Source organism: Paraburkholderia xenovorans (assembly GCF_046030735.1).
GTDB classification, from domain to species: domain Bacteria; phylum Pseudomonadota; class Gammaproteobacteria; order Burkholderiales; family Burkholderiaceae; genus Paraburkholderia; species Paraburkholderia xenovorans_A.
In genome coordinates this window covers 42,210-68,813 of record NZ_JAQQBV010000003.1, presented here as the reverse complement: position 1 = coordinate 68,813, position 26,604 = coordinate 42,210, and the positions used below count along the sequence as shown (strand labels likewise).

The following is a 26,604-nucleotide window of genomic DNA, read 5'->3' as shown; positions in this document are numbered from 1 at the left end:
GCCCTCTCAGGTCTGTCGCCGACGACCTGGTATCGTCGGCGTCGATCTGCGCGTCGGCTAGTGGACAACTCGCACACCGCGGGGCGTGGGATATCCGAACGTAGCTGCGCGCGATCTGTTTCTGGTCTCTCAGGCTCCCGGCATTCGATCGTTGGGTGAGTGCTTGTGGCACTGCCGTCGCCCGGTTCATGGTCATACCGGGCGGCGATTGCTATCTCATTAAAGCAACGTTCGTGCCAAATATTAGGGCCATGTAAACGCAGAGGAATTCAAAAAATGGACGACATGCATTGGACAGTATCGTCCGGTCATTTTTTACCGAATGGACGATTTCGGCCATTCTGCCATTTCGACGCGCAAAAAGGACTTTTCCGTCCGCAGGACGATATCGAGACAAGCGAAGAGGGGTAGGCGGCAAGCTCCGGCGCAACGCAGCGACCGTGCGCCGCGCCGGAGTGGAGGGAAAACGGGCTGGAATTACGCCTGCAGACTGACCTTGCTATACGTCAATCGGCTCGGCCGCAATCGCATCCGCACTAGCGAGACGAGGAAGCTGAAGCCCGCCTGATTCGGATCGATCACCGGCACATAACTGCCCAATGCCTCGCTGAGCAGTGTCGAGACGCGGCTCGCGACGTCGACGAAACCCGTGCAGCCGAGCAGGATCGATTGCGCACCGTCCTCCTTGATCGCTTTCAGCGCTGCCTCGAACGTGCGCACCACCACCACGTCGACGTTGTCGAGCTGCGCCACCGGGCAATCGATCGCGTGGATCGACGCGAACGTGTCCTGAATGCCGTAGCTCTGCGGATGACCGCGCTGCATCGCGAGCGTGCTTTGCAGGATCGTGATGATCGAGAAGCGCTGGCTGAGCGCGAGCGCGGTGAAGGCCGCAGCCGGAAAACCGCCGATGATCGGAATATCGATCACCTCGCGCGCGGCTTCGACGCCGCACATGTCGAAGTCGGTCAGCCAGATGCCGTCGAAACCGTCGCTGGCGATCGCCTGCGCGAGTTCGACCACGGGCATGCCGTTCTGCAGCCAGTTCGTGCGGTTCTCGATGTCGGGGTGCCCTTGCGTGATGTTGCGAATCTCGACATCGACGTCCGGCGGCACGACCGGTGCGAGCGCCTTCAGAATGCGGTCGTTGTATTGCGATGTGGCGACGGGCACGAGTACGCAGATGCGAAGCGGTGAGGTCACGATGCGTCTCCGTTGTGAGCGGCATGAAGCGAATGAAGGGATGCAAGCGGAACATAAGGCCCAAGATAACCGAGCGTGTTCAGTACTTGCAGGAAGCTGTCGAGAATCAGGCCGGGCTTCTGCAACTCGGCTTCGGCACGCCAGCCGATCAGCGTGACGGGGCGCTTGCCGATAGCCGGATTCAGCGAGCCGTTGTCCTGCACGAGATCGCCGTTGCTGAAGATCGACTGGCCTTCGCCGCCGACAAAATACGCGACGCTGTCCGGCGCCAGCACGATCGGTTGCGGATTCGTGCTGTCCCACGCGAGCAGCGATTCGTTCTGATACAGCACGGTGTACGTATGCTTGCCGGCCTGAATGTGCACCTTGCCGACGTCGAAGCCGCCGCTCGTATCTACTTCGGCGGAGACCAGTTCGCCCGGTTCCGAGATCGCGCGCGCGGCAAGACCGCAGCGTTCGACGAGATAGCCGATCATCTGCTGCGCGTTGCCGATCTGCCCGGCTTGCACCGCGCGGCCGAGTTCCAGCGCGCGCGTCAACGTTCCGTGAATCGGCGTTGCGCGGCGGATGTCGTCCGGTTTCATGACCCACATCGCGAGGCCGCCGAACTGCCCGAATTCCGGATCGGCGACGACCGGACGCATCATCTGCTCGACGATCGCCGACACGTCGCGCTGATGGGTCGGACCGCCGTTACTGTCGGCGCGAGGCGTCACGTCGAGTTCGACGCACAAGCCGCCCTGGCTCACGAGAAACGCCGGGCGCGGATCGATTTCGGCCGCCGCGAACGTGAGCATCGGCAACGACGGTACGGCACGGCCGGCGCCGTCGGCATCGATCACCGCGAGACCGAGTTTCGCCGCCACCAGCGCGGCCACCGTGAAGCCGAGCGCGCCGCTTTCCGGCGGCATCACGTACGCGAGTGTCGTACCCTGCGAAGCGAGCCGGCTCTGGACGTTCTGCACAGCCGTCACCGGCCCGAGCGGATAGGTCGCCGAGTTGATCGCTTCCGGCGCGCCGAGATACGCGACCATGACGGCCGCGCCCTCGGTGGCTTCTTCAACCGACACGACCTTGACCGTGTCGGCCGGGTAGTAGTCGCCGCGTACAAAATGCGCGGCCAGGTGCCGCGCGGATTCGATCGTGCCGCCACCGCCGCTTCCGAAGAACGCTGCGCCCAATAACAGCGGTTCCAGATCTTCCCGGCGTAACTCATAAGCCATTTGCGATTCCTTTACTGTCGAGGTTAAAAGACGCTTCCTGCTGGAGTTCGGCCAGCAGGTTCACGGCGCGGGTGACGCGCGTGGTCGGATCCGACTTCAGCGAGCGCAGACCGCGCCCGAGAATGTCGATGGCTTCGGCGTTGCGGCCGGTCGAGCGCAGCAGGTCGGCAAGGTAGCGGGCGGCGTCCACGCGCGCGGGCACGGAACCGAATGCGAGCGCGGTGGACAGCGCAGTGCGCAGCCCCAGTTCGGCCGCGTGCACGTCGCCGAGCGCCCACTGCGCGCGCGCTCGGGTGACGAGCAGTTCGCCGAGATACACCCGCTCCTGGCGCGCGAGAGTTTCGTCGATCGCGGCGGCGAGCAGCGTGTCGCAGGTCTTCGCTTCGCCGGCGCGCAGCAGCAGTTCGCCGTGCTGCCACGTCTTGAACGAATAGAACAGCGCGCCGCCGTTGCACACAACGTGGTTGTCGTAGCCGTCGAGCATGATGGTCTCGGCTTCTTCCGAATGGCCGTGCCAGCTGAGATGGCAGGCGCGCAAAATCTGGCCGACGCCGCGATAGAACGCAAAGCCGTTCGCAATCGACACCGATTCGAGTTCGCTCGCCACTTCGCCGAGCCGCTCCATGTCTTCGAACAGGCACGCGAGCCACGCGGCGCCCTGTAGATTGACCGCGTGAGCGAACGCATGCGAGCCGGGTTCGGACGCGCGCAGGATCAGCATTTCCATCGCGCGCCGCGCCTGGCCGAACGCGCCGATCTGATAGGCCGCGAGTCCTTCGAACGTCAGCGCGAGACTCGCGAGATCGACCCCTTGCGAGCCGGTGCGGGTGTCGTTGCGCGCGACGCCGAGCAGGTTGCCGCGCGCGAGGCAGGCGAGCGCTTCCTCGCTGTCGCCGAGCCAGAACAGCGTGTTGGTCATCGCGACATGCGCCTCGTCGAGCGATACCCGGTCGCCGCCGTTTTGCGCGCGCTCCAGCATGTTCTGCGCGGTCGCGCGCGCATGCTTGAGTTGCAGCGTGGTCAGTTGCGTGGTCCAGATGCCGAACTGGATCGCGGCGATTTCAGCGGGCTCGCACACGCCTTCGCCGATCGCCAGCGCGGCGGAATAGCAGGCGGTGGCCTCCGCATACAGCCAGCCGTGTACGCTGCGCAGGCTCATCCCGAGCAGCCGGTACGCGTCGAATTGAAGACGGCGCGCGGCTTCCGGTTCATGCGGCGTCTGCAGCAGGTCGAGGCAGCGGCGCAGCAGCGGAATGGCTTCGGCGAATTTCGATTCTTCGATCAGCGCGCTCGCATGTTCGAGACTCTTGCGCGCCTCACGGTGATGTTCCTCGCGCGACTTCAAGCGCCGCTCGATGGTCTTGCGGCCCACGCCGAGCAGCGTGGCCGCCGCGCTCTTGTTGCGGCCGGTGCGCTCCAGCGCGCGGTCGATCAGCAGATCTTCGGCGGCGGCGAGCTTGTCGCGTCCTTCGAGTTGCAGCAGCATGTCGGCGAGGCTCGCGCGCGAGACCGGGCCGCCGGCTTCGTTGGCGAGAAAAGGCTCCAGCGAATCGGCGTCGACCAGCGTCGTTTCGGCGAGCACGCTCAACTGGCTGATCAGATTGCGCAGTTGCCGGATGTGCCCCGGCCACGGGTGCTGGCTCAGCCGGCGAACCGCGGCCGGCGAAAACTCGAGGCGGCGTGTGTGCTGCGACGCGAAGTGCGCGACGAGCGCGGGGATATCTTCGATGCGTTGTTCGAGTCCGGGCACGGCCAGCACGAACACCGCGAGCCGGTAGAACAGATCTTCGCGGAACAGTCCCTCGCGCGCGAGTTCGCGCAGGTCGCGGTGGGTTGCGGCCACCACGCGGCCTTCGAAATGCAGGCTCGTCGACGAACCGATCGGCCGGAAGGTTCGCGTTTCGAGTACGCGCAGCAGTTTCGGTTGCAGCGCGAGCGGCAGTTCGCCGATTTCATCGAGCAGCAGCGTGCCCTTGCCGACCTGCTGCAGAAGCCCCTGGCGATTCTCGGCTGCGCCGGTGAACGCGCCTTTCACGTGCCCGAACAGTTCGGCTTCGACGAGATTTTCCGGAATCGCGCCGCAGTTGACGTCGACGAATGGTTGATTGTGCCGTGAGCTATGCGCATGGACCCGGCGTGCGACCAGTTCCTTGCCGGAGCCTGTCGGCCCGAAAACGAGCAACGGGTGATCGGTCGGCGCGATCCGGTCGATCATGCGGACCAGTTGACGAAACGCGGGCGCGTTGCCCACGAAGGCGCCCGAATGGGCGTTGTCGTCAGCAAACGGAGCGGCAAGGGTGTCACTCATTACAAAATACGCTCCACATGAACCGCGCGTGGCGTGACGCGGGAATTGCCGCGAACGAGACGAGGCGGACGGTCATGCTTCGATCGTGTAGCTGGAGAAGTCTTTCGATTGTGTTGCCGGGACCATCCGCCGCAACAAGTGTCAGAGTATGACGGCTGGCGGTCGGTCTTGTCGCTGGAATTTAAACGCCGTGGGGGCGCTGGCGGCGTCATCGTGAAGTCGTACGAGCAGGGCTGGATTGTCCGGCGGGCAAACGGTTGCCGTAGCAACGAAGTTTCCGCGCCAACGGCAGCATGGCGTCGTAGAGATTCGTCGATACGTAGTTGCGATAACGGCGCCCGGGCGCCGTTACTTTAATGTGCGCGCTTACGGCGTAACGGGCGGGCTAACGCCGTGAGGTCCTTACCACGCGAAGCTGATCGGCACGCCGCCGCCGGGATGGCCGACGGTGCCCATCGGAATGCCGTAAATGGCGCCGAGCGTGTCGGGATGCATCAATTGCGCGGGGGTGCCGCGCGCGGCTACCCGGCCTGCTTTGAGCGCGATCATGTCGTCGCAGAAGCGCGCGGCCATGTTGATGTCGTGCAGCACCACGACCACGCCGAGTCCGCGTTCCGCGCTGAGGCGGCGCACGAGTTGCAGCACTTCGACCTGATGCGCGATGTCGAGCGCGGAGGTCGGCTCGTCGAGCAGCAGGCATTCGCTGTCCTGCGCGACCAGCATCGCGAGCCACGCGCGTTGGCGTTCGCCGCCCGACAGGCTGTCGACCGCGCGTTCCGCGAGACTCGCGACGTCGGCCAGTTCCAGCGCCTGCGCGACCTTGTCCGCGTCGTCGCCGGTGAAGCGGCCGAGCGCGCCGTGCCACGGATAGCGGCCCAGCGCCACCAGTTCGCGCACCGTCATGCCCTCGGCCGCCGGCGGTTGCTGGGGCAGATAGGCGATCTTGCGCGCGAGCGTGCGGTGGTCCCATTGCGCGAGCGGCCGGCCGCCGAAGCGCACTTCGCCCGCTCCCGGCGTTTGCTGGCGCGCCAGCAGTTTGAGCAGCGTCGACTTGCCCGAGCCGTTGTGACCGATCAGACCGCATACGCGCTGTGCGGGCAGCGCGAGCGTCAACGGATGCAGCAGCGTGCGCTCGCCGACGCTGAACGACACGTTGTCGAGTTCGTACATCGGGTTCAGTTCAGCGGGGTCGCGTTGAAACGATGGGGTCATGTTCGGAAGCGGATCAGGTTCAAAGTGCCGACGCCGGATGACGGCGCCCGGTATCGAGTTGCTCGCCGCTGCCCTGTTCGATGAGCTGGCCGTATTCGAGCTTGACGAAGCGGTCGGCGAGGTGGAAATAGCGGTCGTCGTGCGTGATCACGAGCACCGTCTTGCCTCTCGCTTTGAGCTCGGGCAGCAGGCGCCGGTAGAACACTTCCTTGAACGCGGGATCCTGATCGGCGGCCCATTCGTCGAACACGTAGAACGGTCTGTCCTCGAGATACGCGACCAGTAGCGCAAGGCGTTTGCGCTGACCTTGCGACAGATCGAGCGTCGAGAATTTGCCGTCGGCGATGTCCACCTTGTGGTCGAGTTGCAGGTGTTCGAGCAATGCGCGCGCGTCGGCGTCGAGACTCGCGGCGCGCTCCGGGCCGAAGCCGAGCAGGCTGTCGAACAGGAAGAAATCGTTGAACACGACCGAGAACAACTGGCGGTAGCCGTCGCGCGCCGCTGCGTCGATGTTTTGTCCGTCGAGCAGAATGCGGCCGTTTTCCGGCGCGTACAGGCCGACCAGCATCTTCGCCAGCGTGGTCTTGCCGCTGCCGTTGCCGCCGATCAGATAGACGAGTTCGCCGCGCCGGAAGCTCAGATCGATCGGACCCAGCGTGAACATGCTGTTCTCCCGTTCACGGAAGTAACGATGCGTGACGCCTTCGAGCACGATGCTGTCGAACGACGCCGGCGGCGGCACATTGCGCGCTTCCTCGACCGGCAATTCGGCGTTGACCTGCTCGATCCGTTCGAGCGCGACACGCGCGGTCGAGATGGTGGGCAACGCGGCGAGCAGTCCTTCGATCGGCATGATCATGTAGAGAAACGTCATCGCATAGCCCGACATCACGTGGGTGTCCACGGGAAAGAGGCGCGCCAGCACGAACAGCGTGATGCCGACGAACGCGAACAGGATGAAGTTGCCCCAACTGGCCGCAGCCGCGTACAGCACATAGCCGCGCGTGCGTTGAACCCGTACCGCTTCCACGTTGGTGGCGAGCGTGTCGTCGACGAACGCGCGCTGGCGCGCCCGGTGAAGCTTGAGTTCCTTTGCGCCGTCGAACAGCCCGCGGAAATGCCGGATCAGATCGTCTTCGCGCTTGCGCGAGCCGCGCAAATGAAACAGCGCTTTCTGATGCGCGAAGCGAAAGCCGAGCGAGCCCACGCAAATGGTCAGAATCGCGAAGATCATGATCTGCCACGACAGATAGCCGAGGTACGCGAGACAACCGAGCACGATCGCGCCTTGCATCGCGAGCACCGGCAGATTGACGAAGAACACGACGATGCTGTCGAGGTCTTGCGTGAGCACGGCCAGCGGTTTCGACGCGCCCTGTTTCTCGAGATGCTGATACGACGCCGCGCCGATGCGTTCGATCGTGCGCATGCGCAGCGTCGCCTTCGCGCGCTGGCCGAGATACATGAACAGCGTTTGCGACAGCGTGCGCGTGACCAGCACGACGATGCCGAGCAGCAGGAACTGCTCGCCGAGCACGGCGAGCGTGTGGGTCGACGCGCCGAGCGCCTGGTTGATCAGCGCGACGAGGCCCGCGTTGCCGAAGCCGCTGACCAGACCCGTGGCCAGCGCGATGAAAAGAATCCCGCGATAGCCGCGGGTCAGCGAAAGGAGTAGGGACATCTATTTTCCTCAGAGTTGTACGTCAACTGAGTGTTATTTATGGGGTACGTCTGTGTGGGGTACGTCGGGTGCTCAACTGTCGCGATTGCGCCTGAGCATCGTCACGATCAGATAAAAACCGCCGGTCATCGTGGCCATCACGCCGGCCGGCATTTCCTGCGGAAACAGGATCCAGCGTCCGAGCCAGTCCGAGAACACCATCAGCACGGCGCCGAGCAGCGCCGAGACGAACAGCAGGGCAAGCGGACGCCGGATGCCGAGCATACGCGTCATGTGCGGTGCCATCAGGCCGATGAACGACAGCGGGCCGATCACCAGCGTGGCGGCCGCGGTCATCAGCGAGGCCAGCAGCAATAGCCACAGACGCGCGCGCGTCACGTTCACGCCGAGCGCCGTCGAGACGTTCGCGCCGAGCGGCAACACGTCCAGCCAGCGCCGGCATAACGGCACGACAGCGAGCGAGCATAACGCGATTACCGCGACGACGGCCGCCGCGAACGCGCTCACGTTATACGTGGAACCGGCCAGAAGTCCATAGAGGACCAGCACGCGCGGATCGTTGCTGGCCATCGCGATCGTCGACACCGCCTGGAACAATGCGCTGATCGTGACACCGGTCAGCACCAGCGTATCGGGCGAATATGACGATGAACGGCTCAGCAGAAACAGCGCGGCGAGCGTGACAAACGCGCCGCCCGCACACCAGACGAAGAACGTCGGCACGCCCGGCCCGGTGGTCAGAAACAGCGCGCCGATCAGACCGAGCGCGCCGCCCGCGGTGATGCCGAGCAGATCGGGACTGGCCATCGGATTGCCCGTCATACGCTGCACGATGCCGCCGGCAAGCGCCAGCAGAACGCCGACAGCCGCCGCGGCGACCACGTGCGGCAGGCGCAGGAACAGCAGCGCGTTCATCTCGTGGACATTGCTGATATGCCAGCCGTTCAGTCCGCGCCCGACGCTCAGCGACACGAGCGCGACGATCAGCAACGCGACAGCGCTCGTGCTCGCGATGCCGGTCAGCCTGCGGCGCGACAACGGCGCGGGATGCAGCCGGGCGGCACGCGCGAGGTCGGGCGTGCCGTGCAGGCGCGGCAGCATCGCCAGCAGCAGCGGCGCGCCGAGCAAGGTCGTGATCGCGCCGGTGGGAATCACCGTGCCGTACAGCGCGGAGAGCGGCTGGCTGGCCTCGTCCGCGAGCCACAGCAGCGCGGCGCCGAACAGCGGCGCCCACACCATCCGGTCGCGCAGGCGCCGTGCGCCCGCGAGACGCGCGAGCGTCGGACCGGCCAGTCCGATGAAGCCGACCACGCCCACTTCGCTCACGACGAACGCGGTCACCAGCAAGGTCAGAAGCAGCACCGCGCCGCGTGTGAAGCGCAGCGAAACGCCGAGGCTGCCCGCCACTGCATCGCCGACCTCGAAGATGGTCAGCGGGCGCATGCACAGCAACAGCAAGCCGACGCACGGCGCGAGCCGCGCGAGCAACGCGAACGCGACGTGCCAGTCGTGCTGGTCGAACGAGCCGCCGCCCCAGATCATCAGGCCGGTCAGCACGTCGTAATGCGAGATCGACAGCGCGAAGCTCAACGCGCCGCAGCACAGGTTGACGATCATGCCGGCCAGCACCAGCGCGAGCGGCGACATGCCGCGCCGCGCGGCGAGCGCGAACACGGTGGCGAGCGCCGCGCCCGCGCCGGCCAGCGCGACGACGTCGCGGCCCGCGGCAAGCCAGTGCGGCGCGAAGACCGTGGCGGCCGACAGCGCCAGATAAGCGCCGGGAAATACGCCGAGTGTCATCGGTTCAGCCAGCACGTTGCGCAGCACCTGCTGGGTCGCGACGCCGGCAAGACCGAGTGCGGCGCCGCACAGCCAGGTCACGGCGATGCGCGGCAACGCGCTGTCATGGACGAGCAATTGCTGCAGATCGGTGGGCGACGGCGCGACGATTGCCTGCCACCACAGCGACGCCGGCAGATGCGTGCCGAGTTGATAGAAGAACAGCAACGCGGCGCAGGCGAGGACCGCGCACAGCAGCGGCAGCGGTGTGCGTGGCGGCGCTTTCATCACGGTAGCGGTGGCACTTTTCATGCGCGCTCCTGCGCCGTTTTCGCCAGTGCATCGGCGAGCCCTTCGGCGAAGTGAGCGGCGCAAACCACGCCGCCGCCCGGCGGAATCAACGGCAACGCAAGCATGCGGCCGGGGGCGGCGTAGCCCATCGCGCGCCACAACGGACTGGTCTTCATCATCGATTCGACGGAGGCGGGGAGCGGTGTCAGGCAGATCAGCGTTGCAGCATCTGCGGAACCGAGCGCCTGATAGCCTACGGTCGCGACGCCGGCTGCATGCGCAGAGCCCTGCCATGCGCTGCGCAAACCGAGCGTCTTAAGCATTTCTCCGTACATGCTGTGGGGGCCAAAGACGCGGACGTGCGTTTCGTCGAGAAACTGCGCGATGTGAAGCGGTCGGCCGCAAGCCGGTTCGCACGCGGCGAGCCTGTTGCGAGCGCGGTCGATTTTTCCCCGTGCATCGGCGAGCGCGGCCGTGGCTTCGGGCTCGCGTTGAAGCAAGCGCGCGAGTTGCAGCGTTTCGTCGCTGGCTGCGGTGTACGGCGTCGGGCTGAATCGGAACATGCCGAGCGTGAGCGTCGGTGCGATTCTCTCCAGCGACGCGCGCAACGCCGCATGCGCGGGCGTCACGAGAATCAGATCGGGCTGCAATGCCAGCAGCAGTTCCATGTTCGGCTGGAACATCAGGCCGAGATCCACGACGGACCCCGGCAGCGCCGACGTCCTGAAGCTGCTGCGAAACCCGTTCGTATTCGCGAGGCCGACCGGCACGACGCCGATCGACAGCAGCATCTCGCCCAGCCCCCAGTCGAGCGAGACGATGCGCCGCGGCGGCGCGCGCGTACCTGCCCTCGCGCGAGCCGCCGCCGCCATGCTTGCGCCCGCGACGAGGCGGAGCATCGAGCGCCGCTTCATCGGCGCGTTCCAGACGTCGTTACCATTGATATTTCAGTCCTGCCAGAACCAGCCGCCCTTCGCCCCAATTGCACGAGCCGTTGTTGCACGACGCCATGTAGTGACGGTCGAGCAGATTGCTTGCATTCAGCGACGCGGTCCAGCCGTGCATCCCGGAAAACGCGCGACCGAGATCGTAGCGCACCGCGAGGTCGATCAGCGTGGCCGACGAGGTCAGCAGCGTATTCGCGGTGTCGCCGTACGACCCGCCGATATAGCGCACGCCGCCGCCGAATTGCAGCCCGTTGAGCGGGCCGGCCTTCAGCGCATAGTCCGCCCACAGCGAAGCGGTGTTGCGCGGAATGCCGACCGGCACCTTGTCCAGATTCGCCGAATTGCTCTTCGTGTTGAGCAGATTCGTGTACGTGTACGCGAAGATCAGTTGCAGGTTGTCGGTCAGGCTGGCGTGCGCCTCGACCTCGACACCCTGCGAGCGCACTTCGCCGGTTTGCACCTGGAAGCCGATATTGACCGGATCGGTCGTCGCGACATTCTGCTGGGTCAGGTGAAACGCGGACACCGTGACGAAGCTGTTGTAACCCTTCGGCTGGAATTTCACGCCGACTTCGACCTGCTCGCCGGTGGTCGGATCGAATGCATGGCCGTTGAAATCGGTGCCCACCTGCGGCTGGAACGACTTCGAATAGCTCGCATACGGCGCGATGCCGTTGTCGAACTTGTACACGCCGCCGGCCCGCCATGTGAACGCGCGGTTGAACTGGCTCGTGGTGGCGCCGGTGTTGTACGAGGTGATGTCTTCGTTGGTCCAGTCTTCGCGCACGCCGAGCAGGAACGACCAGCGGCCGAAGTCGAACTGGTCCTGCGCGTAGGTGCCGAGCTGTTTGATCGACTGCGCGTTCGACGTGCCGAACGTGAAGTCCGGGTAAGGGATCGTCGCGCCGTATTGCGGATTCGTCACGCTCAACGACGGCACATCCGAGAACGCGCCGAGGAAGTAGTGATTGAACTGGATGTTCTGGTAATCGACACCCACGGTCACCTGATGCGACACGGGGCCGGTCGTGAATTTCGCGGTCGCCTGATTGTCGACGGTATGCGAGTTCACCATCCCGCGGTTCAGGTACGCGGTGCGCTCCAGTGCGGTGCCGGCGGGGTTGTAGCCGTCTTCATCGTCGACGTATTGCAGCGTCTCGCTGTTGTGCAGGAAGCGATAGCTCTGTTTGACCGACCACACGTCGTTGAAGCGGTGATCCAGCTGATAGCCGATCGACTCCTGGGTCTTGCGGAAGCTGTCGAAGGTCGGTTCGCCCGGATAGAAGCTGCGCGGCAATTGCGCGACGCCCGTCTGGATGGTGCCCACCACCGGCACGAAGTTGTAGATGCCCGCTTCAGGATCGGCCTGGTAGTTGGCGAATACCGTCAGCGTGGTGTCCTTGTCTGGACGCCACGTGAGGGTCGGCGCGATCGCGAAGCGCTGCTGGTTCACGTAGTCGGTCTGGGTGGCGGTGTTGAAGCCGTCGGCCGTCAGGCGGTACAGCACCTTGCCGTCCTGGTCGATCGGTCCGCTGAAGTCGAAGAAGCCTTGCACGCGGCCATAGCTGCCGGTCTGGAAACCGACCTCGTGATACGGCTCGGCGGTCGGCATCTTGCTGACCAGATTCACCGTGCCGCCGGGCGATCCCTGGCCGTACAGCACCGAGGCCGGCCCGTGCAGCAATTCGATCCGCTCGAACATATAAGGATCGAAGCTGGTCACGTTGAAGCCGAAGCCGCCCGCCGGACCCGGCGTGCGCAAGCCGTTCCAGAACTCGTCGACGAGAAAGCCGCGTGCGTACAGATATTCGAGCGAATCCGTGTTGGTGCCGCGCTGTTCCGGGTTGATGCCGGACGTGTAGCGCAATGCCTGCGCGACGCTTTGCGCATCCTGAATGTCCATCTGGTCGCGCGTGACGACCGAGATCGCCTGCGGCGTCTTGATGATCGGCGTGTCGGTCTTCGTGCCGGCGGTGCTTTGCTTCGCCACATAGCCGGTTACCGGGCCGGTGCCGGTTTCAGGCCCACGCTCCCCCGATACGACGACCGCCGGAAGTTGCGAGTTCACCGGCTTGCCCGTGGCCGCAGCGCCGGACGCCGCCGCTTCCGGTGCCGCCGCTGCTGTCGGCTGGGCTTGCTGCTGCGCGCAGGCCGCGTTCGCGAACATCAAGCCGGCTGCTGCGATCGGCAGCAATCTGAACCCCGCCGCCCACGTGTGTGCTTGTGCAATCTGTGTGGTCTTCCTGTTTCGACCGGTCCGTCGGTTCATCTCGTGCTTCCCCTGTTGTGTAGCCTGTAGCAACGGCATCTTGTAAGTGCGAATCATTACTGTTTGCATTAGTAATTTGCCGCTGTTCGATGCAAAATAGGTTACCCGACGGGGTAGCACGAAGTATTGCCAATAAATTTCGCAAAACAGACAGTTTTTGACCGTTTGACGAAGGATGTTTTGACCGTGGACCAGATCTGGTGGCACCGGCCCGAATTCCAGCAGCGCAAACTTTCGCGCCCGATCATAGCAAGCAGCTATGAATACGAAGCTGGAAATAGAGAGCCTTGGCATTCGCACGACCAGGCGCAGTTCGTCTTCACCGTGCGCGGCGTGTTGCGTGTGATGACGCCGATCGGCATGTGGACGCTCGGGCCGCAGCGCGGATTGTGGATCGCGCCGCGGGTGGGTCACGAATTGATTGCGACCGGCGAGGTGCTGATGCACAGCGTCTATTTCGAGCCGGAGGCGTCGCCGTGGCCGGAATCGGAATGCCGGGCGCTGATGGTGTCGTCGCTATTGAGGGAACTGGTGGCCGCGATGGTCGAAGATAAGCGGAGCGACCCGAATCGCCGCTACGACATGATTACGCCGCTGCTGCTCACGGAAATGCGCGATTCGCGCGAGTCGACGGGCGGCGGCTTGCCGTTGCCGCTCGACCGGCGTCTGCGGCAAATCTGCGATTTTCTGCTGACGGAGCCGGCGAACGGCTATTCGCTGACCACATGGGGCGAGCGCGTCGGCGCGAGCGAGCGGACTCTCGCGCGTCTGTTCCGGGACGGGACCGGATTGACGTTCGGGCAATGGCGTCAGCAACTCAGAATCGTCGAAGCGGTGTCGAAACTGGCTCAGGGCGTGCCGGTCGCGTCGATCGCGCATGAACTCGGCTACACCACGTCGAGCGCGTTCATCACGATGTTCAGAAAAACGCTCGGTGAGACCCCGCAGCGCTATCTGAAGAGCGAGCCGAAGTAGCGGACATGCGTGGGGTTTGAATAGCGGGCATCCGGTCGCGATGTGCCGCCGTCTGTCCTGCCGCGACCTGGCGGCCGTTTGCCGATCGTTATACTGGCGGCGCGCAGCAAAGCGCAACCCGGCTAGCGAAACCGACCGGCACAAGATACGAACAGACACCCACAGGCACGAACAGGCACACATGGACAGCGTAGAAAACGTCCGCGCGTTTCTCGCGGTGGCGGAAGTCGGCAGCTTTTCCGGCGCCGCGCTGCGCCTCAACGTAGCGGGCTCCGTGATTACCAAACGGGTCAGCGCGCTCGAAAAGGAACTGGAGACGCTGCTGTTCCAGCGCACCACGCGCAGTCTGCATCTGACCTCGCGCGGCAGGGAGACGATCGCGCTCGCACGCGATTTTCTCGCTTCGTATGAGCGCCTGATGAGCAGCCCCGTCGACGACGGCCCCGCGCTCACCGGCCGCTTGCGGATCAAGGCGCCGTCGTCGTTCACCAATCATTTTCTCGGCAAGCTGCTGAACGACTTTTTTCGCGCGCATCCAAAGATCGATATCGAATTGCAATTGACGAACCGGCCGGTCGATCCGCTGCTGGAAGGCTTCGATTTCGTGATCACGGGGCTGCCCGTTGCGTACGACGGCGTCGAGGAATTTCCGCTCTGTCCGTTCAAGCGGCTCGTCTATGCCGCCCCGTCGTATCTGGAGAAATACGGCGAGCCCGCGCATCCGTCCGAGCTGCCGACGCATCAATGCCTGTTGTATTCGTACCTCAGCCCGGTACGCACATGGACCTTCAGCGAACACGGGTCGGGCCGTATCGACGTGGCCGTCAATAGCGCTTTTTCCACCAACGACATCGACGCGATGCATCGCGCCGCGGTCGACGGACTCGGCATTGCGGTGCTGCCGCGCTACCGTGCGAAAGCGAGTGTCCAGCAGGGGCAGCTCGTGCGGATTCTCAGCGGCTTCGAGCTGCCCGATTTCTGGATCAAGGTGCTGCGGCCGGCGGATCACAACAATCCGAAGCTGTTCCGCGCGCTTCTCGATTTCCTGCGGCAGGGCCTCGTCGAACTCGCTCGCGAGGACGATTTCCTCTGATTGCCGCTGCGCTGCTGAGCCACGGCACCCGCGCGTTTCGATATTTTCCCGAAACCGTGTTCTGAACTTCCGTTTTGCTGCTATTTCCGGACGCCCGTTTCGGAGATCATTTTTCCTGACAGGCCGCCGCATCGTCGCGCGGTCTGGTTAAAAAAGAGGGCGCGCCCGCCGCTGCCCCGGATAACGAACAGGAGACGGAATGAAACAACTGGTTGCCTGCCTGCCACTGGCGGCATGCGCGTTAGCACACGCGCAAAGCAGCGTGACGATTTACGGGGCAGTGGATAGCGCGCTGACCTATAGCAACAACCAGGGCGGCAAATCGGCCGTGCAAACCTACAGCGGCGGCCGCGCGGGCGACAAGTTCGGGCTGCGCGGCGTCGAGGACCTGGGCTCGAATCTGAAAGCGATCTTCGTGCTCGAAGCGGGTTTCAGCATCGAAACCGGCGCGTTCCAGCCGGCCAATACGCTGTTCGGCAGACAGGCGTTCGTCGGCCTGAGCGGCGACTGGGGCAATGTGTATCTGGGTCGCCAGTACTCGATGACCAACGACTACTTCGTGCCGTTGAGCACGAGTTTTCTGTTCGCGGGCGGCCTCGGCGCGACGCTCGGCGACATCGACGGATCGTGGAATTACAACAAGATCAGCAACGTGATCAAGTACGAGAGCCCGGTGTATCGCGGTTTCAACTACAGCGCGATGCTGAGTCTCGGCGGCACCGCGGGCGATTTTTCGCACGACAGAACCTACGGCGCGGGCGCGCAGTATGCGAACGGTGGCCTCACGCTTGCGGGCGCGTACATGAACATGCGCACGCCGGCCACGTCGATATACGGCGCCGGCAGTTCGCCGGTGGCGGGCGCGGCGTTCAGCAATCCGGTCACCAATCCGATCTTCCAGAACTACGTGAGCGCGACCAGCCAGCAGGTGCTCGGCGGCGGCGCGAAATACGTGTATGGCCGCTCGCAGTGGTCGTTCCTGTACTCGAACGTGCGCTTTCTCGACATCGTTCGAACCGCGTCGAATCGCGCGGCGCCGCCGAATGCCGCGTTCAACAACTACCAGTTGAACTACGCGTTCAATTTCACGCCGTTCACGATGGCGGGCGTGGCCTGGCAATACAGCGCGTCGCCGGGCGGGCACTATAACTCGGTCGAAGCGGGCAGCGCTTACTTCTTCTCGAAGGCCACGTACGTATACGGAATGGGGATCTGGCAGCACGCGAGCGGCGTCGATTCGACCGGCAAGCAGGCGGTTGCGGATCTGTTCGGCTTGTCGCCGTCGAGCAATTCGAATCAACTGGCCGTGCGGGTTGGTCTGAGAAAGCTTTTCTAGAACAGTGGTGCGAACCATGGAGTCGCGTCCGCACACTACGATGTGAGCGGGACGAAGCGAGCAGGACGATGTGAGCAGGAGACACGTAGTATGAAACAGAATGGTTTGATAGATGTGCAGGATTTCATCGACACGCAACCGCTCAGCCGTTTCCAGTGGCTGGTGATCGTGCTGTGCTTCCTCACGGTGGCGATCGACGGTATCGATATCGGTCTCGCCGCGTACATCGCGCCTTCGGTGCGCGCGGAATGGGGGCTGACGGTCAACCAGTTGTCGCCGATTTTCCTGTTCGGATTGATCGGCATGATGGCGGGCTCGCTGATTTTCGGCCCGCTCGCCGATCGTCACGGCAGACGGCCGGTGATGCTCGCGTCGGTTGCCTTTTTCGGCTTCGCGACGTTGTTCAGTCTGTTCGCCACCAACGTGACGGAGCTCGCGTTCCTGCGTTTTCTCGCGGGCGTGGGCATCGGCGGCGCGACGCCGACTGCCGTCACGTTGACCGCCGAATATGTGCCGGCGCGGCGGCGCCTGACCCTCATCACGATCATGTTGTGCGGCAATTCGCTCGGCTCGGCGTTCGGCGGCGTGGTGGCCTCGCAGGTGATCTCGCGCTTCGGCTGGCACGCGATGCTGCTCGTCGGCGGCGTGACGCCGTTGGTGTTGTTGCCGGTGTTGTGGCTGTGGCTGCCGGAGTCGATGCGTTTTCTCGCGCTGCGGCGACCGGACCGTCAAACGGAACTGCGCGTTTTCGGACGACGCATCGCGGCGTCCGCGATCGACGACGACAGCCGTTTCGGCGCGCGCGAAGCGGAGCGATTGCGCTCGGCCGTGCGCGAACTGCTGGTCGCGCCTTATCGCCGCGGCACGCTGCTGCTGTGGGCGGCGTTCTTCATGGGGCTGTCGGTGTTGTATCTGATGTCGAGCTGGCTGCCCACGATCATCACGCACTCGGGCGGCTCGATGAAGATGGCCGCGCTGACCACCGCGCTGTGGTCCGTCGGCGGCACGTGCGGCGGTCTGTTGCTGGGCCGCGTGATGGACATGGCCGCGCCGCACCGGGTGCTGGGCTGCGCGTATGGCGTTGCCGGCGCGGTGATCTATCTGGTCGGGCAGACCTATACGACGCCCGCGATTCTCGGCCCGATCGTGTTTCTGGCGGGCTTTTGCATCAGCGGCTCGCAGGTCGGCATCAACGGTCTGGCCGCCACGCATTATCCGACGGCCAGTCGCGCGACGGGCGTGGCCTGGGCCACCGGCATCGGCCGCTTCGGCTCGATGCTCGGCTCGGTGATGGGCGGCTATCTGCTCTCGTCGGGCCTCGGCTACGGGACCTTGTTCACACTGGTCGCGGTGCCCGCGCTGGTGGCGGCGCTGTGCATGTTCAGCATGCCCGCCGCGACGCCCCGCGTGCTGCACGCGCGGCCGTCCTGATGGCTTTTTTATCAACGAAGGTACTGCATCATGGCCCTTTCCGGCTCCGCGTTTCTCGCGCTTTGGAACGATATCAGCGCCGAATCCGACGCGGAATACAACCGCTGGCATACGGACGAACATGTGCCGGAGCGGGTCGGCATCGCCGGCTTCATTGCCGGACGCCGCTATCTGTCTTCGGCGCCCGGGCAGCATCGTTACTTCACGCTGTACGAGGTCGAGACCGCGGCGGTGTTCGAGTCGGCCGCCTATCTCGATGTGATCGCACGGCCCACGGCACGGTCGGCCGCGATGAGGCCGCTTCTGAGCAACGTGGTGCGCGCCACCTGCAACACGGTCGGGTCCGCGGGAAGCACGGCCGGACAGGCGATCGCGTGCGTGCGGATCAAGGCGGCGCGGGCGTTCGACGAACGCGCGTTGATCGATACCTGCAGCGCGCTCGCCGACGTCACCGCCGTTCATCTCGGGCGCGCTCACGTTGCGGTGCCGGACGCGTTCGAGAAGTGGTCGAATGCCGATCAGCCGACCCATGTGCTGCTGGTCGAAGGCACCGACGAACAGCGCTTGAGAGCGCACGCTACGGCGTTGCGCGATCTGGCGTTCGGGCACGCCGGAGCGGCGTCGACCGTTATCGTCGACGCTTACGAACTCGCGTTCGGCATCACGCATTCGCAGGTGGACGCATCGCTGCGGCGCAGCGCGCCGGTAGTCCGTTCATCGCTTTGAGCCTCTCGCCTTGTCACGCGAAACTCATTGGAGCAACTCATAGGAGTAACCCATGCAAGCATTGCAAAAAACCGCCGCGGCCTTCGGCCTCGAATTTCGTGAAGTGCCTCAACCGGCCGCGCCTGCCGCGCACGAAGTGATCGTCGACGTGGTCGCCGCCGGCATCTGCGGCAGCGACGTGCACATCTACGACTGGTCGGGCGGCTACGACTTTCTGAAGCAGGCGTTTCCGGTCACGATCGGCCATGAATTCGCCGGCCGGATCGCGCAAGTCGGCGTGGACGTCGCCGGTCTGCAGGCCGGGCAGCCGGTGGTGGTGATTCCATCGGTCGAATGCGGCGTGTGCGAATTCTGCAGCGCGGGGCGGCTCGACGAATGCCGCGATCGACGCGGAATCGGCATGTTGCGCGACGGCGGCTTTGCCCGTTTCGTGCGTGTGCCGGCGCTCAATTGCCTCGCGCTGCCTGACGACATCGATCTGGGTATCGCGGCGCTTTGCGAGCCTTTGTCGATTGGACTGAGCGGGGTAAAGGCCGCGGAGGTCAAGCGCGGCGACAAGGTGCTCGTGATGGGGCCGGGCACGATCGGCCAGGGCATCGCGCTGCTGGCGCGGGAGCGGGGCGCGGAGGTCGTCGTGGTCGGCTACGACGATCCGGGCCGGCTCGACGGCGTGCGCGCGCTCGGCATCGACAGGACTCTCGATCTGAAACAGCAGCCGTTGTCCGACACGAAGCAACTGATCGGCGCGGACGAGTTCGATATCGTCATCGAAGCGACCGGTGTGCCCTCTACCGTGCAGGCCGGTCTCGATCTTCTGCGGCCGTCGGGCGTGCTGGTGATCTGCGGGATTCACGGCGCGCCGGTCAGTTTCGACGCGGCGAAGCTGGTGCGCAACCGTCACCAGATCCGCGGCACTTATAGAGCGTCGCGCGCGACCTGGGCGCAGGTGCGCGACTTCGTCGTCGAGCATCATGCCGCGCTGGTGCCGATGGTCACGCATCGTCTGCCGCTGGCCGACGCGCTCGAAGGCTTCGAGATGGCGCGCAACAAGATCGGTTCGAAAATCCTGCTGATGCCCTGACGTTTTGAGGGCCGGCATTTGACCGGAAAAGGAGACAGCGATGCCAGGCTACTCGGCTTCGTGCCATTGCGGCGCGGTGCGTTTCGCGTTCGACGTGCGGATCGACGAACTGGTGCGATGCAACTGCTCGTTATGCACGAAGCGCAACGCGGTGATGGTGAGCGTGCCGCGCGACAGCCTGCGGATCGTCGCAGGCGAAGAGGCGCTGAAATCGTATCGATGGAATACCGGCCACGCGCTGCATTATTTTTGCGGGACCTGTGGCGTCTACACGTTTCATCAACGGCGGATCGACCCCGCAATGTGCAGCGTGAACGCGTTCTGTATCGACGGCCTCGATGTAGACGCGATTCCGCTGCGCGAGGTGGACGGCAGAAGTCGCTAGCCGCTAGTCTCTAGTTGCGACAAGGCGCTTCGGGCATCAAACGTTCACCGGTTCTTTTCTTAAGCGCCGCCGCTCCAGCCAATTGCGCAACAAACCTGCGACGAGCGCGCCGATCACCAGCGACAGATACAGCACCAGGATGTCATGGCGCCATGTATCGAGCGTGAGATGGTGTGTGACCAGCTTCGGATCGGGATGCAAGGGCCCGGTATGGGTGGCCAGCACCGCCTGCTTCATGCGGAAGAAGCCTACAGCGGACAGCAGTGGCATCCCGACCAGCAGGAACATCAGCACGGCTTTCGCGCGGCGCGCGGTAGCATGGTGGCGCATGCGCAGCCATAGCCCGAGACAGCCGTGCACCCAGCCCGGCGCGAGCAGCGCGAGTTGCAAGCCTTGTGAGCCGCTCGTGATCAGCGCGATCACGATGCGCTCGTAGTTCGGCTCGAAGCCATACAGCGACGAAGCAAGCCGCGTGTCCACCGCATGCCGGATCAGCAGCAGAGGCAGACTCAAACCCGCCCAAAGCCGTATCCATTCGGTGAGCGGAAGTCCCCAATGACGGCGCCCGTAGATCGTCCATAGCGCGAGCGAGAAATGCAGTAGCGCCGCGCCGTAAAGCAGCACGGTGCCCGGCGCGCTATGCCACAAGCGCAACGCCAGCATGAGGCCGCGCCCCGCGAGATCCAGCGACCAGATCCCGAGCGCGTGATTGAGCAGATGCAGAAACAGGTAGACCAGCAAGACCACACCGGACCCCAATTGAACACGGCGCAGCAGAGTTTGCACGGTCGATCCTTTGGTCCAAACGTTATGGTGTTCGTCGCGAATAATCGCCGTCTGCGCCGTCTGCGCCGTCTGTGACTGGCGAGCCATACCGATGATATCCAATTGATCACCTCGAGTCGTTGCGTCGAAGCTGAAAAAAGAGCGTCGGCCTGAAGAAGACCGGCGCTCAAAGGGAGAACCCGCTGTCCACAGGTTCACACACACCGTTTTGCCGTCAATGCATGGACATGCCTTGCATCGCCGGCTGATTGCCGATCGACGCATTCGCTTGGGCCGCATGCATGGCGGCTACTTTGCGTTCGGCTTCCTGGATGTCGGCGGGGTAGTTCTCGTCTTCGCCTTGAGACGGGTTGTAGCCCGCGGCCTCGAGCTCTTCGAGCTCATGCCGCACTTCGGCGCGCGTGACCTGATGCGTGCCGGACGCCGGCGCGGTTTGCGCGTAGACGCCGGCAGACGTGAACAGAAGCGCGGCGCTCGCGCAGAGCGCGCCGGATACGGTCCGCGCGACGAGACGGTTCAGCGAGATCGGTTTCATTGCAATCCTCCTCCAGGAGCGAGCGCGAATCAGGAGCGCGACGTGAGTCGCGTCATCACGCTCTGCATCGGTAAACCAGCGGAGTGGATCGGTTATTCCCGGCGAATGTGTATTTGGGAATGCGAATAGTGCGAGTGGTGGGTACGCGTTATGCCTGCACGGTCCCGGCAGCGAAGCCGAGCCGCGCGCTGATCGCGTGCGCTTCGCGCCGCACGGCGGCGGCAATCGGTCCATCGATCGACGAATCAAATCCGCCTGTCGCGCCGAGCGCGGTCAGCGTGCCGCACAGGCGGCCGTTGAAGTCGAAGAGCGGCGCGGCGACCGCGCTGATTCCCTTCAGATTGGTGTCTTTCACCGAAGCGCCCCGCGCGGCCTGAACCTCGCGTCTGAGCGTGCCGATCGGATCGTTTGCATCGAGTTGTGCGCGTAGCTCGGCGGGCGCCTGCGCGAGTTCGTCTTCGGCGATGGCGCGGATGCGGGACTCGTCCAGCAGACCCAGAAACACCCGGCCGGTTGCCGACCACAACACCGACATCACCGAGCCCACGCGGACATTGACCGTCACCGGCAGACCCGGCTCCTCGAAGCGCACGATCGTCGGACCCCGATTGCCCATGACCGCGACGAAGCAGGTGACCTCGAGCGTTTCCCGCAGCAACGCCAGCGAGGACTCCGCTTCGCGAATCGGATCGACGATGCGCATGGCCGCGAGACCGATTGCGAGGCATTCCGGCCCGAGTACGTACAACTGGGTGAGCGGCTGCTGCGCGACCAGCGATTCTTCCATCAGACTGACCAGATAGCGGTGCACTTTCGCAGGGCTTTCGTCGACGTAAGACGCCAGCGCGGTCAAGGACGCGCGTCCGCCGAGCGCGGCCAGCCCTTTCAGCAACACCACCGCGGTGGTGGCGGATTGCACGCGCTGGCGGCGTTCGCGTTCAGGCGCGGCGGCGGATTCGATCTCGGCGGGCGTGGTCATCGGGCTTTTTTTCATGCGGGCATTTTAACGGGGCGCACCTGTCGAAACGGGCCAACTCGTAAACCCCAGGCGGTAATTTACGCATTGCGTACTATAGTTACGCAAAACGGATTTTGCAGCAGGAGATGTCGATGAGCGACACGAATTCAGCGGAGCGGGCCTCCGGTTGTCCTTTCAGTCAGGGTGCGCCGGCCTGTCCCGTGAGCCCGCGCGCGGCGCAATTCGATCCATTCGAAGACGGCTATCAGCAGGACCCGCCGGAATACGTGCGCTGGGCGCGCGAGCAGGAGCCGGTGTTCTACAGCCCGAAGCTGGGCTACTGGGTGGTCACCCGCTACGACGACATCAAGGCTATCTTTCGCGACAACCTCACGTTCAGTCCGTCGATTGCGCTCGAAAAGATCACGCCGACCGGACCCGAAGCGAACGAGGTGCTCGCGTCGTACGGTTATGCGATGAACCGCACGCTGGTGAACGAAGACGAACCGGCGCACATGCCGCGCCGCCGCGCGTTGATGGACCCGTTCACGCCCGAGGCGCTGCTGCATCACGAGCCGATGGTGCGGCGGCTCGCTCGCGAATACGTCGATCGTTTCATCGACGACGGCCGCGCGGATCTCGTCGACCAGATGCTGTGGGAAGTGCCGTTGACGGTCGCGCTGCATTTCCTCGGCGTGCCGGAGGAGGACATGGACACGCTGCGCGAGTATTCGATTGCGCACACGGTCAACACATGGGGACGTCCGAAGCCGGAAGAGCAGGTCGCGGTCGCGCATGCGGTGGGCAAGTTCTGGACCTTCGCGGGCAAGGTGCTCGACAAGATGCGCGAAGACCCGGACGGTCCCGGCTGGATGCAATACGGCATTCGCAAGCAGAAGGAATTGCCCGAGGTCGTGACCGACTCCTATCTGCATTCGATGATGATGGCCGGCATCGTGGCCGCGCACGAAACCACTGCGAACGCCACCGCGAATGCGATGAAACTGTTGCTCGAACATCCGCAGGCGTGGCGCGATATCTGCGAGGACCCGAGCCTGATTCCGAATGCCGTCGAAGAGTGTTTGCGCCACAACGGTTCGGTTGCGGCGTGGCGGCGTCTGGTCACGCGCGACGTGAACGTCGGCGGCATTCCCATTGCGGCGGGCGCGAAGCTGCTGATCGTGACGTCGTCGGCGAATCATGACGAACGGCAGTTCGCCGACGCGGATCTGTTCGACATCCGCCGCGAGAACGCGAGCGATCAACTGACCTTCGGCTACGGCTCGCATCAATGCATGGGGAAGAATCTCGCGCGCATGGAGATGCAGATTTTCCTCGACGAATTCACGCGCCGCTTGCCGCACATGCGTCTTGCCGACCAGCGTTTCAGCTACGTGCCGAACACGTCGTTTCGCGGGCCCGAGCATGTGTTCGTCGAATGGGATCCGTTGCTGAACCCCGAGCGCGACAATACCGCAGTGCTCGAACCGCGCGCGGCGGTGCGCATCGGCGAACCTTCGGCTCATGCGATCAGCCGGCCGGTGGTGGTCACGTCGCTGTCGCGCGACGCACGCGATATCGTGCGCGTCAAGCTCGCGTCGCCGGATGGCCGGCCGTTGCCGCGCTGGACAGCGGGCTCGCACATCGACGTCGAATGCGGCGCAACGGGTATAGCGCGGCAGTACTCGCTATGCGGCGATCCCGAGGATGCGAGCGCGTTCGAAATCGCGGTGCTGAAGGAACGCGAAAGCCGCGGCGGTTCGGCATGGATGCACGACAATCTCGCGGTCGGCGCGCAGTTGAGAATTCGTGGTCCGCGCAATCATTTCCGGCTCGACGAAGCGGCGCGCAAGCTGATCCTGATCGCGGGCGGTATCGGCATCACGCCGATTAGCGCGATGGCGCGTCGCGCGCAAACGCTCGGCCTCGACTACGAAATTCACTTCAGCGGCCGCACGCGGGCCGCGATGGCTTTGCTGCCCGAGTTGATCGAACTGCATGGCGAACGGGTTCGCGTCTTCGTGTCGGACGAAGGCACGCGCAACGATTTCAATGCGTTGAGGGTGGAAGAGGGCACGCAGGTGTATGCGTGCGGTCCGGCTCGCATGCTCGACGCGTTGCAGGATGCGAGCTTGAAGTGGCCCGACGATTCGCTGAAAGTCGAGCACTTCGAATCGACACTCGGCGCGCTCGATGCCGCCAACGAGCACGCGTTCGACGTGGAGTTGAAGGACTCGGGACTCGTCGTGACGGTGGCCGCCGACCAGACCCTGCTCGCGGCGCTGCGTCACGCGAATGTCGACGTGCAGAGCGATTGCGAGGAAGGGCTGTGCGGGTCGTGTGAAGTGCGCGTGCTCGCCGGCGAAGTCGATCATCGCGACGTGGTGTTGACCAAAGGCGAGCGGCAGTCGAATACGCGGATGATGACCTGCTGTTCACGCGCGGCCGGCAACAGACTCGTGCTCGAACTCTGAGACTGATACCGGTTACTCAGCGGCCGCGCGCCGGTCAGTCGGTCAGTCACCCGTCAGTTCGACGAAAGACCTTGTCCGCTGCTTTCCTGCAAGCGGACCTCGGCATTCTCCACGACTTCGCGCCACCATCGTTCGCCGCGATGCGGCGCGTCCAGGTTCAAACGCTCGCCCATGCGCGGCGTTGCGAGCGGAATGCCGCGCGCGAGCGCGAGGCCGCTTACGCGTTCGTACGGCTCCTGCCAGCGGTGCATCGCCAGATCGAACGTGCCGTTGTGAACCGGCACCAGCCAGCGGCCGCGCAGATCGACGTGCGCCTGCACGGTTTCGTCGGGCTGCATGTGGACGTACGGCCACATCGCGTCATAGGCGCCGGTTTCGAGCAACGTCACGTCGAACGGACCGAGCCGCTCGCCGATCGTCCTGAAGCCGTCGAAGTAGCCCGTGTCGCCGCTGAAGAACACGCGCAACGCGTCGTCGACGATTACCCACGACGCCCACAACGTGCTGTTGCCGTCGAACAGGCTGCGGCCGGAAAAGTGCTGCGCCGGCGTGGCCGTGAACGCGAGGCCGTCGATCTCGACGCTTTGCCACCAGTCGAACTGGCGCACCTTCGATGCCTCCACACCCCATTCGATCAGACGGTCGCCCACGCCGAGCGGCGTGAGAAAAACGCCGGTGGTGGCGGCGAGCGCCAGCACGGTTTCGCGATCGAGATGGTCGTAGTGATCATGCGACAGAATCACGCCGCGCAGCGGCGGCAGGTCGTCCAGCGCGATGGGCGGCGCGTGAAAGCGCTTCGGACCGAGCCGCTTGAACGGCGACGCACGTTCTGCAAAAACCGGATCGGTGAGCCAGAACTGGCCGCGCAACTTGAGCAGCATCGTGGAATGGCCGAGGCGATACAGGCTGCGATCGGGCGCGGCGAGAAGCTGTTCGCGCGACAACGAATCGACGGGCAACGGACCGGCGGGCATCGTGCCGTCCGGCTTCCTGAACAACACGTTCCACGCGATCCGCAAGGTTTTGCCGAAGCCTTCCACGGGACGCGGCTTGACGTTGCGAAAGCGCTCGCCGTCGTGCTGAGCCGACGCGTCGAACGATTCGCGCCCGCGCTGCGCCGCGCTCAGACCTAAAACGCGACGAATGGAACCGGTGAACGATGTCATATGAGCCATCTCGATACAGGAAGTAGACTGCCTAGTGTAGTTTATTTTCGAGAAAAGTATACTGTGCGGTGTAGAATTTGCTCATGAAACTCTGTGTCTCCTCCTTACGCCTGACCGACCGCAAGCGCGCGGCGGTGCTGGCCGCGGCTATCGAAGAATTCCTCGCGGCGGGTTTCGACGCGACCAGCATGGACCGCATCGCGGCCCGCGCGAGCGTTTCGAAGCGCACCGTCTACAACCATTTTCCGAGCAAGGAAGCGCTGTTCGCGGCGATTCTGCGGCAGCTGTGGGAGTCGAGCGATACCGACGCGGCACCCGCGTATTCGCCGGAACTGCCGTTGCGCGCGCAACTGCTGCAACTGCTGTCGAAGAAACTGAGCCTGTTGAGTGGCGAGGCGTTTTTGTCGCTTGCGCGCGTCGCCATCGCGGCCGGCATTCATTCGCCGGAGCGCGCTCGCGACATGGTGGCGCGCATGGGTGAGCGCGAAGAGGATCTGACGGTGTGGATTCGCGCCGCAGCCGCCGACGGCCGGCTCAGGACGCCGGACCCGGTGTTCGCGTCGTCGCAGTTGCAGGCCCTCGTGAAGGCGTTCGCTTTCTGGCCGCAGGTGACGATGGGGCAGCCGCCGTTAAGTGCGGATGAACAGCGGCAGGTGGCGGAGTCCGCTGCCGATATGTTTCTCGCGCGCTATGCGTGAGCGTATGCGTGAACGGTTCGCGCTCTACCGGTTCAACCAGCGTTGCT

At 64.3% G+C, this 26,604-nt stretch carries 21 protein-coding genes; 9 read left to right on the top strand and 12 right to left on the bottom strand.

Annotated features, from left to right (window positions below; all coding sequences use genetic code 11):
• Nucleotides 1-477: 477 nt before the first annotated feature.
• From PQQ51_RS03595 to PQQ51_RS03560, 8 genes are all read right to left on the bottom strand, one after another.
• On the bottom strand, nucleotides 478-1,203 hold the full coding sequence (locus PQQ51_RS03595; protein ID WP_408494909.1) for an aspartate/glutamate racemase family protein: 726 nt from the start codon (nucleotides 1,201-1,203) through the stop codon (nucleotides 478-480).
• A complete protein-coding gene (locus PQQ51_RS03590) occupies nucleotides 1,200-2,426 on the bottom strand; it encodes an S-methyl thiohydantoin desulfurase domain-containing protein (protein WP_408494908.1) in 1,227 nt (408 codons plus the stop codon). The genes PQQ51_RS03595 and PQQ51_RS03590 overlap by 4 nt, the downstream gene beginning before the upstream one ends.
• Entirely contained in the window at nucleotides 2,416-4,734 is a 2,319-nt protein-coding gene (locus tag PQQ51_RS03585) for a sigma 54-interacting transcriptional regulator (protein WP_408494906.1), read from the bottom strand. The genes PQQ51_RS03590 and PQQ51_RS03585 overlap by 11 nt, the downstream gene beginning before the upstream one ends.
• Nucleotides 4,735-5,136: 402 nt before the next feature.
• On the bottom strand, nucleotides 5,137-5,946 hold the full coding sequence (locus PQQ51_RS03580) for an ATP-binding cassette domain-containing protein (RefSeq protein ID WP_408494905.1): 810 nt from the start codon (nucleotides 5,944-5,946) through the stop codon (nucleotides 5,137-5,139).
• A 19-nt stretch (nucleotides 5,947-5,965) separates the two neighbouring features.
• Nucleotides 5,966-7,627, bottom strand: a complete 1,662-nt coding sequence (locus PQQ51_RS03575) for a cyclic peptide export ABC transporter (protein WP_408494903.1) — start codon at nucleotides 7,625-7,627, stop codon at nucleotides 5,966-5,968.
• A gap of 72 nt (nucleotides 7,628-7,699) precedes the next feature.
• Nucleotides 7,700-9,718: a Fe(3+)-hydroxamate ABC transporter permease FhuB gene (fhuB, locus tag PQQ51_RS03570; RefSeq protein ID WP_408494901.1), complete on the bottom strand. Its 2,019-nt coding sequence runs from the start codon at nucleotides 9,716-9,718 to the stop codon at nucleotides 7,700-7,702.
• On the bottom strand, nucleotides 9,715-10,611 hold the full coding sequence (locus PQQ51_RS03565) for an iron-siderophore ABC transporter substrate-binding protein (protein ID WP_408494899.1): 897 nt from the start codon (nucleotides 10,609-10,611) through the stop codon (nucleotides 9,715-9,717). Before PQQ51_RS03565 ends, fhuB begins: the two co-directional genes overlap by 4 nt.
• A gap of 19 nt (nucleotides 10,612-10,630) precedes the next feature.
• Nucleotides 10,631-12,913 carry a TonB-dependent siderophore receptor gene (locus PQQ51_RS03560; protein ID WP_408494897.1) on the bottom strand — a complete coding sequence of 761 codons (2,283 nt, stop codon included), beginning with the start codon at nucleotides 12,911-12,913 and terminating at the stop codon, nucleotides 10,631-10,633.
• A gap of 186 nt (nucleotides 12,914-13,099) precedes the next feature.
• On the opposite strand from PQQ51_RS03560, the gene PQQ51_RS03555 reads away from it, so the two are divergent.
• The 7 genes from PQQ51_RS03555 to PQQ51_RS03525 all read left to right on the top strand — a co-directional run bounded on the left by PQQ51_RS03555 (nucleotide 13,100) and on the right by PQQ51_RS03525 (nucleotide 19,940).
• Nucleotides 13,100-13,888, top strand: coding sequence for an AraC family transcriptional regulator (locus tag PQQ51_RS03555; RefSeq protein WP_408494895.1), 789 nt, complete (start codon nucleotides 13,100-13,102; stop codon nucleotides 13,886-13,888).
• A gap of 181 nt (nucleotides 13,889-14,069) precedes the next feature.
• Nucleotides 14,070-14,981 (top strand): LysR family transcriptional regulator, encoded by a 912-nt coding sequence (locus PQQ51_RS03550; protein ID WP_408494893.1) that lies wholly within the window; start codon nucleotides 14,070-14,072, stop codon nucleotides 14,979-14,981.
• 199 nt (nucleotides 14,982-15,180) lie between these two features.
• Nucleotides 15,181-16,317: a porin gene (locus PQQ51_RS03545; RefSeq protein ID WP_408494891.1), complete on the top strand. Its 1,137-nt coding sequence runs from the start codon at nucleotides 15,181-15,183 to the stop codon at nucleotides 16,315-16,317.
• Nucleotides 16,318-16,407: 90 nt separating this feature from the next.
• Nucleotides 16,408-17,748, top strand: coding sequence for an MFS transporter (locus PQQ51_RS03540; protein WP_408494889.1), 1,341 nt, complete (start codon nucleotides 16,408-16,410; stop codon nucleotides 17,746-17,748).
• Nucleotides 17,749-17,778: 30 nt separating this feature from the next.
• Nucleotides 17,779-18,474, top strand: coding sequence for a hypothetical protein (locus PQQ51_RS03535; protein ID WP_408494887.1), 696 nt, complete (start codon nucleotides 17,779-17,781; stop codon nucleotides 18,472-18,474).
• 52 nt (nucleotides 18,475-18,526) lie between these two features.
• Complete coding sequence (locus PQQ51_RS03530; RefSeq protein ID WP_408494885.1) at nucleotides 18,527-19,555, top strand: zinc-dependent alcohol dehydrogenase; 1,029 nt, start codon at nucleotides 18,527-18,529, stop codon at nucleotides 19,553-19,555.
• A 40-nt stretch (nucleotides 19,556-19,595) separates the two neighbouring features.
• Complete coding sequence (locus PQQ51_RS03525) at nucleotides 19,596-19,940, top strand: GFA family protein (RefSeq protein ID WP_408494883.1); 345 nt, start codon at nucleotides 19,596-19,598, stop codon at nucleotides 19,938-19,940.
• A gap of 36 nt (nucleotides 19,941-19,976) precedes the next feature.
• Here PQQ51_RS03525 and PQQ51_RS03520 read toward each other — a convergent pair whose 3' ends face one another.
• From PQQ51_RS03520 to PQQ51_RS03510, 3 genes are all read right to left on the bottom strand, one after another.
• Complete coding sequence (locus tag PQQ51_RS03520) at nucleotides 19,977-20,726, bottom strand: hypothetical protein (protein ID WP_408494881.1); 750 nt, start codon at nucleotides 20,724-20,726, stop codon at nucleotides 19,977-19,979.
• 214 nt (nucleotides 20,727-20,940) lie between these two features.
• Nucleotides 20,941-21,261: a DUF4148 domain-containing protein gene (locus PQQ51_RS03515; protein WP_408494879.1), complete on the bottom strand. Its 321-nt coding sequence runs from the start codon at nucleotides 21,259-21,261 to the stop codon at nucleotides 20,941-20,943.
• Between the two features lie 148 nt (nucleotides 21,262-21,409).
• Nucleotides 21,410-22,255 (bottom strand): IclR family transcriptional regulator, encoded by an 846-nt coding sequence (locus tag PQQ51_RS03510; RefSeq protein ID WP_408494877.1) that lies wholly within the window; start codon nucleotides 22,253-22,255, stop codon nucleotides 21,410-21,412.
• Between the two features lie 116 nt (nucleotides 22,256-22,371).
• On the opposite strand from PQQ51_RS03510, the gene PQQ51_RS03505 reads away from it, so the two are divergent.
• Nucleotides 22,372-24,693: a cytochrome P450/oxidoreductase gene (locus PQQ51_RS03505; RefSeq protein ID WP_408494875.1), complete on the top strand. Its 2,322-nt coding sequence runs from the start codon at nucleotides 22,372-22,374 to the stop codon at nucleotides 24,691-24,693.
• 53 nt (nucleotides 24,694-24,746) lie between these two features.
• On the opposite strand, the gene PQQ51_RS03500 is transcribed toward PQQ51_RS03505, so the two are convergent.
• On the bottom strand, nucleotides 24,747-25,859 hold the full coding sequence (locus tag PQQ51_RS03500) for an MBL fold metallo-hydrolase (RefSeq protein ID WP_408494873.1): 1,113 nt from the start codon (nucleotides 25,857-25,859) through the stop codon (nucleotides 24,747-24,749).
• An 83-nt stretch (nucleotides 25,860-25,942) separates the two neighbouring features.
• On the opposite strand from PQQ51_RS03500, the gene PQQ51_RS03495 reads away from it, so the two are divergent.
• A complete protein-coding gene (locus PQQ51_RS03495) occupies nucleotides 25,943-26,557 on the top strand; it encodes a TetR/AcrR family transcriptional regulator (RefSeq protein WP_408494871.1) in 615 nt (204 codons plus the stop codon).
• Nucleotides 26,558-26,604: the final 47 nt, after the last annotated feature.

Excerpts from the sequence above, each read along its gene's own strand:
- PQQ51_RS03515 (WP_408494879.1), bottom strand. The coding sequence starts at position 21,261 with ATGAAACCGATCTCGCTGAACCGTCTCGTCGCGCGGACCGTATCCGGC.
- PQQ51_RS03535 (WP_408494887.1), top strand. The coding sequence starts at position 17,779 with ATGGCCCTTTCCGGCTCCGCGTTTCTCGCGCTTTGGAACGATATCAGC.
- PQQ51_RS03545 (WP_408494891.1), top strand. The coding sequence starts at position 15,181 with ATGAAACAACTGGTTGCCTGCCTGCCACTGGCGGCATGCGCGTTAGCA.
- PQQ51_RS03590 (WP_408494908.1), bottom strand. The coding sequence starts at position 2,426 with ATGGCTTATGAGTTACGCCGGGAAGATCTGGAACCGCTGTTATTGGGC.
- PQQ51_RS03540 (WP_408494889.1), top strand. The coding sequence starts at position 16,408 with ATGAAACAGAATGGTTTGATAGATGTGCAGGATTTCATCGACACGCAA.
- PQQ51_RS03560 (WP_408494897.1), bottom strand. The coding sequence starts at position 12,913 with ATGAACCGACGGACCGGTCGAAACAGGAAGACCACACAGATTGCACAA.
- PQQ51_RS03550 (WP_408494893.1), top strand. The coding sequence starts at position 14,070 with ATGGACAGCGTAGAAAACGTCCGCGCGTTTCTCGCGGTGGCGGAAGTC.
- PQQ51_RS03495 (WP_408494871.1), top strand. The coding sequence starts at position 25,943 with ATGAAACTCTGTGTCTCCTCCTTACGCCTGACCGACCGCAAGCGCGCG.
- PQQ51_RS03530 (WP_408494885.1), top strand. The coding sequence starts at position 18,527 with ATGCAAGCATTGCAAAAAACCGCCGCGGCCTTCGGCCTCGAATTTCGT.
- PQQ51_RS03580 (WP_408494905.1), bottom strand. The coding sequence starts at position 5,946 with ATGACCCCATCGTTTCAACGCGACCCCGCTGAACTGAACCCGATGTAC.
- fhuB (WP_408494901.1), bottom strand. The coding sequence starts at position 9,718 with ATGAAAAGTGCCACCGCTACCGTGATGAAAGCGCCGCCACGCACACCG.
- PQQ51_RS03525 (WP_408494883.1), top strand. The coding sequence starts at position 19,596 with ATGCCAGGCTACTCGGCTTCGTGCCATTGCGGCGCGGTGCGTTTCGCG.
- PQQ51_RS03585 (WP_408494906.1), bottom strand. The coding sequence starts at position 4,734 with ATGAGTGACACCCTTGCCGCTCCGTTTGCTGACGACAACGCCCATTCG.
- PQQ51_RS03500 (WP_408494873.1), bottom strand. The coding sequence starts at position 25,859 with ATGACATCGTTCACCGGTTCCATTCGTCGCGTTTTAGGTCTGAGCGCG.
- PQQ51_RS03510 (WP_408494877.1), bottom strand. The coding sequence starts at position 22,255 with ATGAAAAAAAGCCCGATGACCACGCCCGCCGAGATCGAATCCGCCGCC.
- PQQ51_RS03565 (WP_408494899.1), bottom strand. The coding sequence starts at position 10,611 with ATGAAGCGGCGCTCGATGCTCCGCCTCGTCGCGGGCGCAAGCATGGCG.
- PQQ51_RS03575 (WP_408494903.1), bottom strand. The coding sequence starts at position 7,627 with ATGTCCCTACTCCTTTCGCTGACCCGCGGCTATCGCGGGATTCTTTTC.
- PQQ51_RS03505 (WP_408494875.1), top strand. The coding sequence starts at position 22,372 with ATGAGCGACACGAATTCAGCGGAGCGGGCCTCCGGTTGTCCTTTCAGT.